The following is a 14,109-nucleotide window of genomic DNA, read 5'->3' as shown; positions in this document are numbered from 1 at the left end:
CAGTCCGCGAGTGTGCGCCGATTGGTCTGGACGGCATGTGCAGGAAGTCATCGCCACACCCACAAAAAAACGCCGGCCTAAGCCGGCGTCCAGAGTGCCCATCCAGGGAGGTAATGGGCGGATGGCGCAATGCGCCTGGAGTCAGTGACCGCTGGCCTTGGTTGCGCCCAGCCCGGTTTCCGCGCGGACTTCCTGGGCTTCATAGGCGGCACGTTCGCGCTTGGCGTTCGCGCTCTTGTCGGTGATCGAGAACAGCCAGATCGACACGAACGCGATGGTCATCGAGAACAGCGCCGGCGAGGTGTAGGGGAATGGCGCCGAGCCCTTGGCGTGGCCGAGCGTGGCTTCCCACACCGATGGCGACAGCAGCGTCAGCACCAGCGAAGTGATCAGGCCGAGCGAGCCGCCGATCACCGCGCCGCGCGTGGTGCAGTTCTTCCACAGCAACGACAGGATCAGCACCGGGAAGTTGGCCGAGGCCGCGATCGCGAAGGCCAGCGACACCATGAAGGCGACGTTCTGCTTCTCGAAGGCGATGCCGAGCAGCACCGCGACGATGCCGAGGATGATCGTGGTGATGCGCGAGACCTTCAGCTCCGATCCCGGCGCCGGATTGCCCTGCTTGATCACCGTTGCGTAGAGATCGTGCGAGACCGCCGACGCACCCGACAGCGTCAATCCGGCCACCACCGCGAGGATGGTCGCGAACGCCACCGCCGAGATGAAGCCCATGAAGACATTGCCGCCGACCATCTTGCCGACCAGCACCGCCGCCATGTTGGCCGCACCGGCGCCACCCTTGATCACGCCCTTGGCGACATCGGAGGTTTCCGGATTGGTCAGCACCAGCGCGATCGCACCAAAGCCAATAATGAAGATGAGGATGTAGAAGTAGCCGATCCACGTCGTTGCCCACAGCACCGACTTGCGCGCCTGCTTGGCATCGGGGACGGTGAAGAAACGCATCAGGATGTGCGGAAGTCCGGCGGTGCCGAACATCAGCGCCATGCCGAAGGAAATCGCCGAGATCGGGTCCTTGACGAATCCGCCCGGTCCCATGATCGCCAATCCCGCCTTGTGCGCCTCCTCCGGCGATTTGCCTGCCGCTGCCGCGACCTGCGTCTTGACGTTCACCGCAGCCTCGAACAGTTTTTCGAAACTGAAGCCGAAGCGCGACATCACCATCAAGGCCATGAAGGTGACACCGCACAACAACATGCCGGCCTTGATGATCTGCACCCAGGTCGTCGCGGTCATGCCGCCGAACAACACGTAGACCATCATCAATACACCGACCAACACCACCGCAACCCAGTAGTCGAGGCCGAACAGCAGCTTGATCAACGCGCCGGCGCCAACCATCTGCGCAATCAGGTAGAACGCCACCACCACCAGCGTGCCGGCGGCGGCGAACATTCGAATGGGTTTTTGCTGGAAACGGTAGCCGGCGACATCGGCGAAGGTGAACTTGCCGAGGTTGCGCAGGCGCTCCGCCATCAGGAAGGTGAGGATGGGCCAGCCGACGAGGAATCCGAGTGCATAGATCAGGCCGTCGTAACCGTCCTTCATCACCGCAGCGGTGATGCCGAGGAACGACGCCGCCGACATGTAGTCGCCGGCGATGGCGAGGCCGTTCTGGAAGCCGGTGATGCCGCCGCCCGCGGTGTAGAAATCGGCGGCTGAACGCGTGCGCTTCGACGCCCACTTGGTGATCCACAGGGTCATGCCGACGAACGCCACGAACATGCCGATCGCGATCCAGTTGGTCGGTTGTTTCGTGGTCTGGCCGATGTCGCCACCGGCGGCGAAGGCACTGCCGGCGAACAGTGCCAGTATCGCCGACAGCATCAGGCGGGACAGCCGGGAATGGCGGCTCATCGGGTTTCCTCCAGCACCTGTGCGGCGAGACGGTCGAATTCGTTGTTGGCGCGACGCACGTAGAAGCCGGTGAGCAAAATGGTGAACACCATCAAGCCGATCGCGATCGGGATGCCGATGGTGCTGACGCCATCGCCGATCGGTTGTGCCAGGAACGCCTTGTCGAAGGCGATCAGGCCGATGTAGCCGAAATAGGCGATCAGCATCAGGATCGTGAGCGTCCATCCCAGCGTGTTGCGCTTGTGTTTCAGCTCCTGATAGAGCGGGCTGGCCGCGATGCGGTCGATGCGGGGATCACCGGTGGCGTTCATCGTGCGGATTCCTTCGTTGTCGTGGTTGTCATGCGGGAACTGCGCGGTCAGAAGCTGTATTTCACCGTGGCCTGCAGGCGCTTGAGGTCACCCTTTTGCCTGTTCTCCAGCTTGCGCTCGCCCCAGGTCAATTCGGTGCCGATGTCCAGCTTCGGGAACGGGCTGTAGATCAGGTTGGCGTGTACCGACTGCGCCGATTTGGTGACGATCCCGCTTGCCAGGCCCCAGCCTGCCAGGCCGTGATCGTTGCTGAAGGAGGATTCGGAATACATCAGGTTGCTGCGCAGTTTCGGGCTGAACGCGTGATGCCATGCGATGTAGCCGCCAGTGCCATCCAGTGCGTGCAGGTTGCCGTTGGCATCGATCACGCTGTCGGCACCGAGCCCGAAGGCCATGTAACGACCAATGCCGCTGCCACCGTTGAGCATGTAGCGAATGTCGTCGTTCTTGCCCATGTTGAAGGTGCCGGCGACGCTGATCGCGCCACCGGACGCCGTCTTGGCGTTCAGATAGGCGCCGGTCGGCGTCTTGCCCTGGTACTTGAACTCACGCGCCAGCAAGGCGACCGAGAAGTGGCCCCAGCCGCCTTGGGTCATGTAGCGCGCGGTGAGGTCGGGCAGTACGTTGTCGCCGGTGTTGGCGAGGCGCGTGCCGGTGGCGACGTTGCCGAGCGTGGTCTGCGGATTCTCGAGGGAGAACGACCAGCCACCCTTGGTGTAACGCACCTGTGGCTGGCGCACGAAGATGGTGCCATCGGTGGGGCCGACGAAGTCGACCGCGTCGGGCAGCGCCGCCACGTCCTGGAAATTGCTCCAGGTCTGGCCGGCCAGCCAGTTGTTCCATTGCACGTAGGCGTGGCGCAATGACACGGCATAGGTATTGGTGGATGTCTCGTTGCCATTCAAGGTGTTGGCGACGTTGCCGTTGAAGAAGGCATTGCCGCCGCCGAAGAAGTCCATTTCCACATAACCCTTGAACTTGTTGCCGCCCTCGGTGACGGTATCCGCGCTGAACCAGAAGCGCGAGAAATTGGCGTTGACATCGGTGTACGCGCTGGGTTTCGGATTGGGGTTCCGCGCGCCGGCCGTGGCCACCACCGGAATGGTGCTCGGCACGTAAAACAGGCGGCCGGAACTGCCATCGGCGATCTTGCCGCCATTGGTATCGGTCGCCATCGCATCGAGCTTGATGAAACCGCCGTAGGAGAAGGTGGTATTGGGATTGGCTGCGGTGCTGATGGTCGTGCGCTGGATCGGCTGCTTGCCGGCAGGCAACGGCGCCGGTTGCGACGCCTTCAACTTGTCGAGCTCGCTCTTGGTGTCCGCGACCTGCACCTTGGCATCGACAGCGTCCGCCCTGGTGGTGTCGAGTTGCGTCTGTTGTTGCTGCTGCGCGTTCACCAGCGCATGAACCTGGGCTTCCAGCTGCGCGATGCGCGCTTCCAGCTCTTTTTCCTTCTTGGTGGCGGCGAGCGCGCCGGGCGAGGCCAGCGTCATGGCGATCGCGAGCGCCAGCGGCGTACGAATGCTGAAACGTTTCATGTTCAATCCCCGAGCAAGGTTTGGGCTCCGTGCAGGGCACGGCAATCGCAGACTGCGCCGCGGGGTGGGCGCTGCCTATTCGTCTTTGGTCGAATACGCGCCCTACGACCAAGGTCTAAGCCGGTTGTTGCATCGCCACACGATGGATGCGGCACACTTCACGCCGCACAGACGAATTTTGCACGGAGAACACCATGAGTGACCACGACGCCGACATCTATCCGGCCAGCGCCGAATTTTCCGCGATGGCGCGCAGGAACAAGACCGTCAGCCAAGCCGACTATGTCGCTTCGGTGGCCGACCCCGACGCATTCTGGGGCAAGGTCGCGGAACGCGTGGAATGGTTGCGCAAGCCGACCAAGATCCGCAACGTCAGCTATCAGCTCGACGATTTCCGCATCAAGTGGTACGAGGACGGCGAACTCAACGCCAGCGTCAGTTGCCTCGATCGCCATCTCGTCACGCGTGGCGACAAGCCGGCGATCATCTTCGAGCCGGATGATCCGAACACGCCGTCGCAAACCATCACCTATCGCGAGCTGTACGTGCGCGTGTGCAAGCTCGCCAATGCCTTGCGCAACCTCGGGGTGAAGAAGGGCGATCGCGTCACCATCTACCTGCCGATGATTCCCGACGCCGCGGTGGCGATGCTGGCCTGCGCGCGCATCGGTGCGGTGCACATGGTGGTGTTCGGCGGATTCGCACCCAATTCCATCGCCGATCGCATCGCCGATTGCGGCAGCAAGCTGGTCATCACCGCTGACGAAGGCCGTCGCGGCGGCAAGACCGTTCCGCTCAAAGCGAATGTCGACGCCGCGCTGAAACTGCCGGGCACCAATTCGGTGGAGACGGTGCTGGTGTTGCGCCATACCGGTGGCGCGGTCGACATGCAGATGCCGCGCGACCGCTGGTTCGATGCCGTGGTCGACAGCCAGCCGGACACCTGCGAACCGGAACGGATGAACGCCGAGGATCCGCTGTTCATCCTCTACACCTCGGGTTCCACCGGCAAACCGAAGGGCGTGCTGCATACCACCGGTGGCTATCTGGTGTTCGTCAGTTACACCCACGAACTGATTTTCGACCTGCGCGAAGACGACATTTTCTGGTGCACCGCCGACGTCGGCTGGGTGACCGGACACAGCTACATCGTCTACGGCCCGCTGGCCAACGGCGCGACCACGGTGATCTTCGAAGGCATTCCCAGCTGGCCGGATTCCTCGCGCTTCTGGCAGGTGATCGACAAACACAAGGTCACGATCTTCTACACCGCGCCGACGGCGATCCGCGCCTTGATGCGCGAAGGCGACGCGCCGGTGAAACGTACCTCGCGGGCATCGTTGCGCCTGCTCGGCAGCGTCGGTGAACCGATCAATCCGGAAGCGTGGCGCTGGTATTACACCGTGGTCGGCGACAGTCGTTGCCCGATCGTCGATACCTGGTGGCAGACCGAAACCGGCGGCATCCTGATCTCGCCGGTCCCCGGTGCGGTCGACGCCAAACCCGGTTCGGCGACATTGCCGCTGCCCGGCGTGCAGCCGGCATTGGTCGATGCCAACGGTGCCATCCTCGATGGCGCGACCGAAGGCAACCTCGTCCTGCTCGATTCGTGGCCGGGACAGATGCGCTCGGTCTACGGCGACCACCAGCGCTTCATCGACACCTATTTCAAGACCTATCCCGGCATGTATTTCACCGGCGATGGTTGCCGTCGCGACGCCGATGGTTACTACTGGATCACCGGGCGCGTCGATGACGTCATCAATGTCAGCGGCCATCGCATCGGCACCGCGGAAGTGGAATCGGCGCTGGTCAGCCACCCGAAAGTGGCGGAAGCGGCGGTGGTCGGTTTCCCGCACGACATCAAGGGCCAGGGCATCTACGCCTACGTGACCTTGAAGGATGGCGTCGACGGCAGCGATGAATTGCAGAAGGAATTGAACACGCACGTGCGCAAGGAGATCGGCCCGATCGCGACGATCGATCATCTGCAATGGGCGCCGGGCCTGCCGAAGACGCGCAGTGGCAAGATCATGCGACGCATCCTGCGCAAGATCGCCGAGAACGCACCCGACCAGTTGGGCGATACCAGCACGCTGGCCGATCCCACCGTGGTCGCGTCGCTGGTGGCGGAACGCAAGGTGCAGTGACGCCCGCGTGTCCACGCTGCTGATCGCCGACGATCACCCGTTGTTCCGCGAAGCCTTGCGCGGCGTGGTCGCGCGATTGTTGCCGCAGGCGCGCATCGACGAGGCGGAAAACGCCGATGCGCTGTACGCGATGGTGGAAGCGCATCCCGACGCCGACCTGCTGCTGCTCGACCTCAACATGCCGGGCGTGCACGGATTTTCCGCGCTGGTGCACCTGCGGGCGATGCATCCGCAATTGCCGGTGGTGATGGTCTCGGCGCGCGAGGAGCCGGCGGTGATGCGCCGCGCACTCGATCATGGCGCGGTCGGCTTCATTCCCAAGTCGTCCGATGCGGCGACCCTGGCCCACGCCTTGCAGCAGGTATTGGACGGCGAACGCTGGGTGCCGGAAGCCGCACTGGCGGCAGCGCCCGCGAGCGACGAGGAGCATGCCGTCGCCGCGCGCGTGCGCGAACTGACGCCACAACAGTTCCGGGTGTTGCAGATGCTCGGCGCGGGCCTGCTCAACAAGCAGATCGGTTACGAGCTTGGCGTCTCGGAGGCGACGGTGAAGGCGCACATGAGCGCGATCCTGCGCAAGCTCGGCGCCAGCAATCGCACCCAGGCGGTGCTGATGGCGGGGAAACTCGCGGTCGAACCCGATGCGGTACAGGTGCAGTTCGACGAGATCGAGTGACGCCGCTGCTCAGGCGATGGTGGCGCCGCGCACGACGCGCCGCGCCGCCAGGAACGCGCGCAACGATGCCGGCTTCACCGGTTTGGTCAGCACTTGCACATGGCGTTCGCGCGCGCGCTGCTTCAGGGCGTCGCTGCCATCGGCGGTGAGCAGGGCACCACGCGCGTCTGGGCACAACGCCTGCAGCGCGGTCAATGTGTCGAGGCCATCCATGCGATCGTGCAGGTGGTAATCGACCAGCAATACTTCAGGTGATTGCGCGGTCAGCGCCAAGGCTTCGTCGATGGTCGCCGCACACAGCACGTCGACCTGCCAGCGTCCCAGCAATGCGCGCATGCCGGCGAGGATGTCGGCATCGTTGTCGACGCACAGCACGCGCAACCCGACCAGCGATGGATCAACGGTCGCCAACGCCTGCTGCACGCTTGATGGCGCGGAGGCGTCGACTTCCACCCGCGGCACCCGGATCGAGAACATGCTGCCGTGGCCGACGCTGGTGCGCACGTCCAGCGCGTGGTCGAGCAGTCGCGAGATGCGCTGGCAGATCGACAGGCCGAGGCCCATGCCGCGCCCGTCCCAATCGAACGCCTGTTCGTAGCGATGGAACTCGTCGTAGATCTGGCGCATGTGGTGTTCGGGGATGCCGGGGCCGGTGTCCCAGACCTGCAGCGCGACCTCCGTTCCACGTGGGCGCGCCGCCAGCACGATGCGGCCGCGCGGGGTATAGCGCAGCGCGTTGGCGAGGAAGTTCTGCAGCACGCGGCGCAGCAGGCGACGATCGCTGCGCACGAACAGCCGTGGTGCGTGCACGCGGATGTCGATGCTGCGCCCGGCGGCCATCGGTGCGTATTGTGCGGCCAGTTCGTGCAGCAGTTGCGAGGTGTCGACGTCCTGCAGCACCGGCATCAGCGCGCCGGCATCGAGGCGCGACACGTCGAGCAAGCCATCGAGCAATTCCTCGGCGGCACGCAGCGATACGTCGACACGCTCGGCGAGATGGCGTTGTTCCGCGGGATCGACGCTTTCACGCAATGCCGAGGCGAACAGGCGCGCGGCGTTCAGTGGTTGCAACACGTCGTGACTCACTGCGGTGAGGAAGCGCGATCGCGATTCCTGCGCGGCTTCCGCCTCGTGCGTGCGCTCGCTCACGCGTTGTTCCAGCGTCTCGTTGATCTCGCGCAGGTCGCGTTGCGCATGGACGTGCTCGGTGATGTCGCTGTAACTGGTGACATAGCCGCCGCGCGGCAGCGATTGCCCGCGCAGTTCGATCACCCGGCCGTCGCCGCGGATGCGCACGGTGACGTGCGGCGATCCGGCGCGCATCAGGCCGATGCGCTTGCCGATCTGCTCCTCGATGTCCTCCTCGCTGACTTCGCCGATCTGGCCCCGCTCGATGTTGTGGCGGATCAAATCGGCGACCGGGCGACCGACGTACAACATGCCATCGGGGTAGCCGAACAACTGCTGATAGCGACGATTCCACGCCACCAGGCACATCTCGCGATCGACCACGCTGACGCCCTGGTCGATGTTCTCCAGCGTGTTGGACAGGATCTCGCGATTGAATCGCAGTTCCTGCCCGGCCTCGTCGAGCACGGCCACCACTTCGGCGACCTCCATGCCCGAGCCGCGCAACACGCTGGTCAGCATCAAGCGTGCCGAGGCCGCGCCCACCGCGGCGGCGAGCAGGCGTTCGGTGAACTGGATCCACTGGCGTCCGGCTTGCACGCCGGGTTGCAGCGACTGTCCCGATGTGGCCGCCTGTTCCTCGAAGGCGCGTTGCGCGGTGCGCTCGCCGACCACGCGCGCCGACAGCGTCAGCAGGTCGTCGATCTGGATGTTGCCCGACCATTCGCCTTCCGCCAGCGTGCGACGTTCGGCATAGGGGTCGAGGAAGGGCAAGGCGCGCAAGCGCTCGTCGAGGTTCGGTCGCCAGCGCATCGATCCCAGCAGCAATCCGCCGATGTTGGCCAGCAGCGAGCAGATGGTGCCGTGGGTGAGCGGATCCCAACCGGACAACCCGAACAACTGCCGTGGCCGCAACCAGCCGATGGCGAACGGGCCGTGGTCGATCCAGCCGCGCGCGAACCAGCCGGAGTCGGTGAGTGCGGGCAGCAGCAAGGTGTAGATCCACAAGCCGAAGCCCAGCAGCAATCCCGCTTCGGCGCCGCGACGGCTGGCGCCACGCCAGTACAGGCCGCCGATCAGCGGTGGCGCGAACTGTGCGACCGCGGCGAAAGCCATCAAGCCATAGGCGGAGAGCGCGGTTTCGCTGGCGCTCAAGCGGTAATAGCCCCAGGCCAGCGCGGCGAGCATGACGATGGCGGCGCGACGGATCCACAGCACTGTCGATGCCACGTCGCTGCCGATGCGTTCGATGCGGCGATGACGCAGCAGCAGCGGCATCACGATGTCGTTGCTGACCATGGTGGCGAGTGCGACGCTGGCGACGATCACCATGCCGGTGGCGGCCGAGAATCCGCCGACGTAAGCCAGCATCGCCAGCGCGTGGCGATTTTCCGCCAACGGCAGCGCCAGCACGAAGCTGTCGGCGATCGGGCTGCCGTGGCCGAACAGGGCGACGCCGGCGGTGGCGATCGGCAGCACCATCAGGCAGATCACCACCAGATAGGCACCGAACAACCAGCGCGCGCGGCGGATGTCGGCGACGTCGCCGCACTCGACCACGGCGACGTGGAATTGGCGCGGCAGGCAGATGATGGCGGCGAACGCGAGCAGCGTCTGCCCGACGAATCCGACCGCTGGCGCGCTGTCCACCAATGCGCGCGTGGCTGCGACCACGGGAACATCGCGGGTGCCGAGCCAGCCGATCGCGAACACGCCGACCGCGCTCAGCGCGACCAGTTTCACCAGCGATTCCAGCGCGATCGCCAGCATCATCCCGGGGCGATGTTCGGTGGCATCGACCTCGCGGGTGCCGAACAGGATCGCGAACAGCGCCATCAACGCGGCGACGTAGAGCCCGGGATCGCCGAACAAGGTGATACGCGAGCCGCTGCCGCGCAGTACGTCGAGGCTGGTCGCCACCGCCTTGAACTGCAGCGCGAAGTAGGGCACCGCGGCGATCAGCGCGATCACCGTGACCAGTGCCGCCAGTTGTTGCGAGCGGCCATAACGCGCGGAGAGGAAGTCGGCGATCGACACCGTATTCTGCGACTGCGCGATCAGCGCCATGCGTTCGAGGATGCGCCACCCGAACAGCAGCATCAGCAGCGGGCCGAGATAGATCGGCAGGTAGCCGATGCCTTGGCGCGCGGCGGTGCCGACCGCGCCATAGAACGTCCACGACGAGCAATACACCGCCAGCGCCAGGCTGTAGACGATCGGCCGCAGCCAGCGCAGTCGCGGGTAGACCGGATGGCGATCGCCCAGCCACGCCACGCCGAACAGCAGCGCGGCGTATCCGATCAATGCCAGCAGCAGCATCCAGCCAGGCAGCATGGGGTTTCCCGGGCGGTGATCCACCGAGTATGCGGGCATCGCGGCGCGCCGGCACTTTGCGCCGCGCAAAAAGAAACCCCGCTTCGCAGCGGGGTTTCCTGTATCGCATCAACAAGCGGAAGGCTTACTTGATCTTGCCTTCCTTGTAGATCACATGCTTGCGGACGACGGGATCGTACTTCTTGATCTCCATCTTGCCGGGCGTGTTCTTCTTGTTCTTGTCGGTGGTGTAGAAATGGCCGGTGTTGGCCGAGGAGATCAGGCGGATCTTGTCGCGCTTGGTTGCCATGGTGGTTTAACTCCTCAGACCTTGTCGCCGCGTGCGCGCATTTCGGCGAGCACGGCGTCGATGCCGTTCTTGTCGATGGTGCGCAGGGCCTTGGTGGACAGGCGCAGCTTCACCCAACGGTTTTCGGAGGCCACCCAGAAGCGGCGCTCGTGCAGGTTGGGGAGGAAACGGCGGCGGGTTTTGTTCATCGCGTGCGAGACGTTGTTACCCGTCGTCGTACGCTTGCCGGTGACTTGGCAGACTCGTGACATTGCGCACCTCATGGTGTCGGTTGAACCCTCCGTAGCCCGGAAGGAGGCGGCCCCGATGGATTGCTCCACCACACGATGCGGGAGTGCTGCGGTGCGGCCGGGATCGTATTGCCGGCACGCGAACCCGGAGTGATCCGGGCGCAGCGAGCCGGAAATGATGGCAGAAATCTGGCCCGGGGGCAAATCTGCCCCACGGGATAGGCTTGGCTGCACCCTCATCCCGGAGAGACCCCCGCATGAGCACCGCCCTCCCAGGTTCCCATGAGTACACCGCCCAGGAACGGCGCCAGCGCATCTTCGCCATCGTCGGTGCGTCTTCGGGCAACCTGGTGGAGTGGTTCGACTTCTACGTCTACGCGTTCTCGTCGATCTATTTTGCCGCCGCCTTCTTCCCCAAGTCCGACCCGACGGTGCAGTTGCTCAATACCGCCGGGGTGTTCGCGGCCGGCTTCCTGATGCGGCCGATCGGCGGTTGGCTGTTTGGCCGCATCGCCGATCGAGTGGGCCGCAAGACCTCGATGCTGATCTCGGTGGCGATGATGTGCGTCGGCTCGCTGGTGATCGCCTGCCTGCCGACCTATGCCCTGATCGGCGCCTGGGCGCCGGCGCTGCTGCTGGTCGCGCGGCTATTCCAGGGCCTGTCGGTGGGCGGCGAATACGGCACCACCGCGACCTACATGAGCGAGGTCGCGCTGGGCGGACAGCGCGGATTCTTCTCGTCCTTCCAGTACGTGACGCTGATCGGCGGCCAGTTGCTGGCCTCGCTGGTGATCGTGGTGCTGGAACTGTTCCTCAGCGATGACCAGCTCCACGCGTGGGGCTGGCGCATCCCCTTCGTCATCGGCGCCATCACTGCGGTGGTGGCCGTGCAATTGCGCCGCCAGCTCCACGAGACGCAGAGTGACGAGAGCCGCCGCGACAAGAACGCCGGCAGCCTGTCCGGGCTGTTCCGGCATCACTGGCCTGCCGTCCTCACCGTGCTGGGCTACACCGCCGGCGGTTCGCTGATCTTCTACACCTGCACCACCTACATGCAGAAGTACCTGGTGAACACGGTGCATCTGCCGATCAAGACCGCCAACGTGGTGATGACCGTGGCGCTGTTCGTCTTCATGTGCATGCAGCCACTGTTCGGTGCGTTGTCGGATCGCATCGGCCGGCGCAACAACATGCTGCTGTTCGGCGGGCTCGGGGCACTGCTTATCGTGCCCATCCTCACCGTATTGCAGCAGGTGCAAAGCCCGCTGGCGGCCTTCGCGCTGATCATCGTGGCGCTGGCGATCGTGAGTTTCTACACCTCGATCGCCGGCATCGTGAAGGCGGAGATGTTCCCGCCCGAGGTGCGCGCGCTGGGCGTCGGCCTGGCCTACGCGCTGGCCAACGCCATCTTCGGGGGCTCGGCTGAATACGTGGCGCTACGCCTGAAAGTGATGGGACACGAGAGCGCGTTCTTCTGGTACGTGGCAGTCATGATGGTGATCGCCTTGCTGGTCAGCCTGCGCTTGCCGAAGCAGGCGAGCTACCTGCATCACGATCGCTGAGGGGAAGTGCCCGGAGCGCTTGCAACATCGGGATGCAGAGATGCGACCCGATGTCTGTCAGCCTTTCTTTCCCGCTGGCCGCGCCTGCATCTCCGCGATCCATGCCCGCACCTGCGATTCCAGTACCGGCATCGGTACCGAACCTTGCGCCAGCACCACGTCGTGGAACTTGCGGACATCGAACTTCGGGCCGAGCGCCGCTTCGGCTTCGCTGCGCAGGCGCCGGATCGTCAGTTCGCCGAGTTTGTAGCTGAGCGCCTGCCCGGGCCACGAGATGTAGCGATCGACCTCGGTGGTGATCTCGTGTTCCGACAGCGCGGTGTTGTCGCGCAGGTAGGCGAGCGCCTGGTCGCGCGTCCAGCCCTTGTGATGCACGCCGGTATCGATCACCAGGCGGCAGGCGCGCCACATCGCATAGGTCAGCCGCCCGAAGTCTTCATAGGGCGTCTGGTAGATGCCCATCTCCTTGCCCAACCATTCCGAATACAGGCCCCAGCCTTCGCCGTAGGCCGAGATGTATTCCTTGCGGAACTCCGGCACTTCTCCCATTTCACGCACCAGCGAACCCTGCAGCGAATGCCCGGGTGAGGATTCGTGCAAGGTCAGCGCCGGCAGGTTGTAGAGCGGACGCGACGGCAGATCATAGGTATTGAGCCAGTAGGTGCTCGCGCCGCCGCGGCCGGCGGTCCAGAACGGTGCGATGTCGGCCGGTACCGGCACGATGGTGAAACGTCCGCGCGGCAAGGTGCCGATGATCTTGCCGACTTCGCCATCGACGCGCTTGGAAATCCACGCCGCGTCGTTCAACAATTCCTGTGGCGTCTTGGCGTAGAACTGCGGATCGCTGCGCAGGAACTTCAGGAAGGCCTTGTAGGTGTCCTGCCCGGGCGGCGCCTTGAAGCCGACCTGCTGGATGATGCCGTCCATCTCGGCGCGGGTCGCGGCCACTTCTTTCAGGCCGATGGCATGGATCTCGTCGGGCGAAAGATCGAGCGTGGTGTATTTGCGGATCTGTTCGCGATACCAGGCTTGGCCATCGGGCATCGCTTCCGCCGCCAGCGTGGTGCGCGCCTTCGGCAGGTATTCGCTGCGGAAGAACACCAGCAGTTTGCCGAACGCGGGGATCACCGCATCGCCGATCGCGGCTTTTGCATCGGCGCGCAACTGCGCCTGTTCGGCGGCAGGAATGGTGGACGGGAGTTTCTTCAGCGGATCGTAGAAGGTCGATTGTTCCGGATTCTTGAGGTCGGCCACCATCGCGATCGACTGGTCACGGCCGTCGAGGGTGGCACGCGGCACACTGAAGCCGCGTGCGAGTCCGGTGCGCATGTTGTCGATCTGCTGGTCGAAGTAGTGCGGCACATCACGCAGCAACGCGATGTAGCTGCGCACGTCCTGCGCGTTGTGCATCGGCATCCGGGTGAGGAAGCCGAGCCCCGACCAGAACTGGCTGTCGGCGTTGAATGGCATCTCGTAATCGCGGAAACGTTCTTCCGCAGCGTAGTGCTCGATCTGCGGTTTGTAGACGAGGTAGTTGATGCGTTGCGGCGGCGATAGTTGCTGCGGATCGATCGCCGCCAACTGTTTCAGTACGTCGTCCCAATACGCCAATCGGCGCGCCTGTGCCTGCGGCGAGACGTCGGGCAGATGCGCGGACAAGGTGTCGCTGGCGCTATCCTCGTCCAGCTCGCCGCCATCCTGATGCTTGCGCCATTCGCCTTCGCGTTGCCAGATCGCCTTGAAGCGCGCATCGGTCGACGTGGTTGCGGTGGTCGTCGTGGCAGTCGCGGTCTGTGCATGCAGCGGCAGGGTGGCGAGGCAGGCTGCGAGCAGCAGGGGCTTGAGTGACATTGGAGATCGCCGGGTCCGAATCCGCCGAGAGTAGCGTAATGAACGGCTGGCACGCGCTGGCTGGGTGCTGCCATCCCGAGCGTAGATAGAGAGGATCGGCTTTATCGCGCCCGGCTTTGCGCCAGTCCGATGCGCGGCATACGAGGCAGGATGCCGAGT

General features: G+C 64.5%; 10 protein-coding genes. 3 read left to right on the top strand and 7 right to left on the bottom strand.

The features are described 5' to 3' along the window. Window positions 1-141 precede the first annotated feature (141 nt). The 3 genes from Lysil_RS01290 to Lysil_RS01280 are packed head-to-tail and all read right to left on the bottom strand — an operon-like array spanning window position 142 to window position 3,730. Complete coding sequence (locus Lysil_RS01290; RefSeq protein WP_103073777.1) at window positions 142-1,878, bottom strand: cation acetate symporter; 1,737 nt, start codon at window positions 1,876-1,878, stop codon at window positions 142-144. Next, window positions 1,875-2,189 (bottom strand): DUF485 domain-containing protein, encoded by a 315-nt coding sequence (locus tag Lysil_RS01285; protein WP_103073776.1) that lies wholly within the window; start codon window positions 2,187-2,189, stop codon window positions 1,875-1,877. The genes Lysil_RS01290 and Lysil_RS01285 overlap by 4 nt, the downstream gene beginning before the upstream one ends. Before the next feature lie 47 nt (window positions 2,190-2,236). After that, window positions 2,237-3,730, bottom strand: a complete 1,494-nt coding sequence (locus Lysil_RS01280; protein WP_103073775.1) for a DcaP family trimeric outer membrane transporter — start codon at window positions 3,728-3,730, stop codon at window positions 2,237-2,239. A 194-nt stretch (window positions 3,731-3,924) separates the two neighbouring features. Between Lysil_RS01280 and acs the strand changes: the two genes are divergently transcribed. Beyond that, a complete protein-coding gene (gene acs / locus Lysil_RS01275) occupies window positions 3,925-5,880 on the top strand; it encodes an acetate--CoA ligase (protein WP_103073774.1) in 1,956 nt (651 codons plus the stop codon). A 7-nt stretch (window positions 5,881-5,887) separates the two neighbouring features. After that, window positions 5,888-6,556, top strand: coding sequence for a response regulator transcription factor (locus tag Lysil_RS01270; RefSeq protein WP_103073773.1), 669 nt, complete (start codon window positions 5,888-5,890; stop codon window positions 6,554-6,556). A 9-nt stretch (window positions 6,557-6,565) separates the two neighbouring features. Here the strand turns inward: Lysil_RS01270 and Lysil_RS01265 are convergent, their stop codons facing one another. The 3 genes from Lysil_RS01265 to rpmB form a co-directional block, all read right to left on the bottom strand. Beyond that, window positions 6,566-10,018, bottom strand: coding sequence for a hybrid sensor histidine kinase/response regulator (locus tag Lysil_RS01265; protein WP_103073772.1), 3,453 nt, complete (start codon window positions 10,016-10,018; stop codon window positions 6,566-6,568). A 124-nt stretch (window positions 10,019-10,142) separates the two neighbouring features. Next, on the bottom strand, window positions 10,143-10,307 hold the full coding sequence (rpmG, locus tag Lysil_RS01260) for a 50S ribosomal protein L33 (RefSeq protein ID WP_057659899.1): 165 nt from the start codon (window positions 10,305-10,307) through the stop codon (window positions 10,143-10,145). A gap of 14 nt (window positions 10,308-10,321) precedes the next feature. Next, window positions 10,322-10,558, bottom strand: coding sequence for a 50S ribosomal protein L28 (rpmB, locus tag Lysil_RS01255; RefSeq protein WP_103073771.1), 237 nt, complete (start codon window positions 10,556-10,558; stop codon window positions 10,322-10,324). Between the two features lie 236 nt (window positions 10,559-10,794). On the opposite strand from rpmB, the gene Lysil_RS01250 reads away from it, so the two are divergent. Beyond that, a complete protein-coding gene (locus Lysil_RS01250) occupies window positions 10,795-12,099 on the top strand; it encodes an MFS family transporter (protein ID WP_103073770.1) in 1,305 nt (434 codons plus the stop codon). A 57-nt stretch (window positions 12,100-12,156) separates the two neighbouring features. On the opposite strand, the gene Lysil_RS01245 is transcribed toward Lysil_RS01250, so the two are convergent. Next, a complete protein-coding gene (locus Lysil_RS01245; RefSeq protein ID WP_103073769.1) occupies window positions 12,157-13,950 on the bottom strand; it encodes a DUF885 domain-containing protein in 1,794 nt (597 codons plus the stop codon). Between the last annotated feature and the right edge of the window lie 159 nt (window positions 13,951-14,109).

The sequence above is a fragment of the Solilutibacter silvestris genome, assembly GCF_002895945.1.
In the GTDB taxonomy this organism is placed as follows: domain Bacteria; phylum Pseudomonadota; class Gammaproteobacteria; order Xanthomonadales; family Xanthomonadaceae; genus Solilutibacter; species Solilutibacter silvestris.
This window is presented reverse-complemented; position numbering and strand designations above follow the sequence as displayed.

What these genes read in the sequence shown, in the direction of transcription:
- acs (WP_103073774.1), top strand. Translation starts at nt 3,925, where the DNA reads ATGAGTGACCACGACGCCGACATCTATCCGGCCAGCGCCGAATTTTCC.
- rpmB (WP_103073771.1), bottom strand. Translation starts at nt 10,558, where the DNA reads ATGTCACGAGTCTGCCAAGTCACCGGCAAGCGTACGACGACGGGTAAC.
- Lysil_RS01290 (WP_103073777.1), bottom strand. Translation starts at nt 1,878, where the DNA reads ATGAGCCGCCATTCCCGGCTGTCCCGCCTGATGCTGTCGGCGATACTG.
- Lysil_RS01250 (WP_103073770.1), top strand. Translation starts at nt 10,795, where the DNA reads ATGAGCACCGCCCTCCCAGGTTCCCATGAGTACACCGCCCAGGAACGG.
- rpmG (WP_057659899.1), bottom strand. Translation starts at nt 10,307, where the DNA reads ATGGCAACCAAGCGCGACAAGATCCGCCTGATCTCCTCGGCCAACACC.
- Lysil_RS01280 (WP_103073775.1), bottom strand. Translation starts at nt 3,730, where the DNA reads ATGAAACGTTTCAGCATTCGTACGCCGCTGGCGCTCGCGATCGCCATG.
- Lysil_RS01265 (WP_103073772.1), bottom strand. Translation starts at nt 10,018, where the DNA reads ATGCTGCCTGGCTGGATGCTGCTGCTGGCATTGATCGGATACGCCGCG.
- Lysil_RS01285 (WP_103073776.1), bottom strand. Translation starts at nt 2,189, where the DNA reads ATGAACGCCACCGGTGATCCCCGCATCGACCGCATCGCGGCCAGCCCG.
- Lysil_RS01245 (WP_103073769.1), bottom strand. Translation starts at nt 13,950, where the DNA reads ATGTCACTCAAGCCCCTGCTGCTCGCAGCCTGCCTCGCCACCCTGCCG.